We start from the raw sequence: 675 nt of genomic DNA, 5'->3' as shown, positions 1-675 counted from the left end.
ATTATATATAGCTTTCAGAGAATTTATATGGACAAATTCCTGTCAATAAGTGGACGAATTCCTGACATTATATGGACAGATTCCGTGATTAAAAATGACAGATTCCTGACATTATATGGACAGATTCCTGACATATATAGACGGATTCCTGACATGCAAAAAACTTCCATTTATGGACATTAGGTGATATTGTCCATAAATAGTGTTTTCATTATGAGTCATGATATGGCAAATGTAGTTTATAAAGATAATAATTTAATTGAAGCGTCTTACTCTTTAAATTTATCTGAACAACGCTTAATTCTAATTGCAATTATTGCGGCAAGGGATATTGAAAAGGATCTTACCTCAGATACTGTTTTGACAATTCATGCATCTGAGTATATGAAGCATTTTAATTTAGGCCGCCAATCAGCATATGAGGCCTTACAGACCGCATGTGACAATCTATTTGAGCGTCGGCTTACTTATAAAGCTATAGATCCTTTAACAGGGAATCCTGCGATTTATAAAAGCCGTTGGGTTTCTAAAGTTGGTTATATCAAAGAATCTGCTTGTGCTCAGCTTGTTTTTACGCAAGATATTTTACAATTGTTTGTTAAGCTCGAAGAAAAATTCACGCGTTATGAATTAAAACAAATTTCGCAACTATCGAGTGTCTATGCCATACGGCTA

1 protein-coding gene is annotated in these 675 nt (G+C 34.1%); it reads left to right on the top strand.

All coding sequences use genetic code 11. From position 1 onward, the window contains the following. Positions 1-225: 225 nt before the first annotated feature. Positions 226-675, top strand: a 450-nt coding sequence (locus GBN19_RS15520) for a RepB family plasmid replication initiator protein (RefSeq protein WP_151778713.1), incomplete at its 3' end; no start/stop codon positions are given.

Origin of the sequence: Acinetobacter brisouii, assembly GCF_008993995.1 — a bacterium.
In the GTDB taxonomy this organism is placed as follows: Bacteria; Pseudomonadota; Gammaproteobacteria; order Pseudomonadales; family Moraxellaceae; genus Acinetobacter; species Acinetobacter brisouii_A.
The sequence above is the reverse complement of the archived record's forward strand: the minus strand, read 5'-3'. Positions and strand labels throughout refer to the sequence as shown.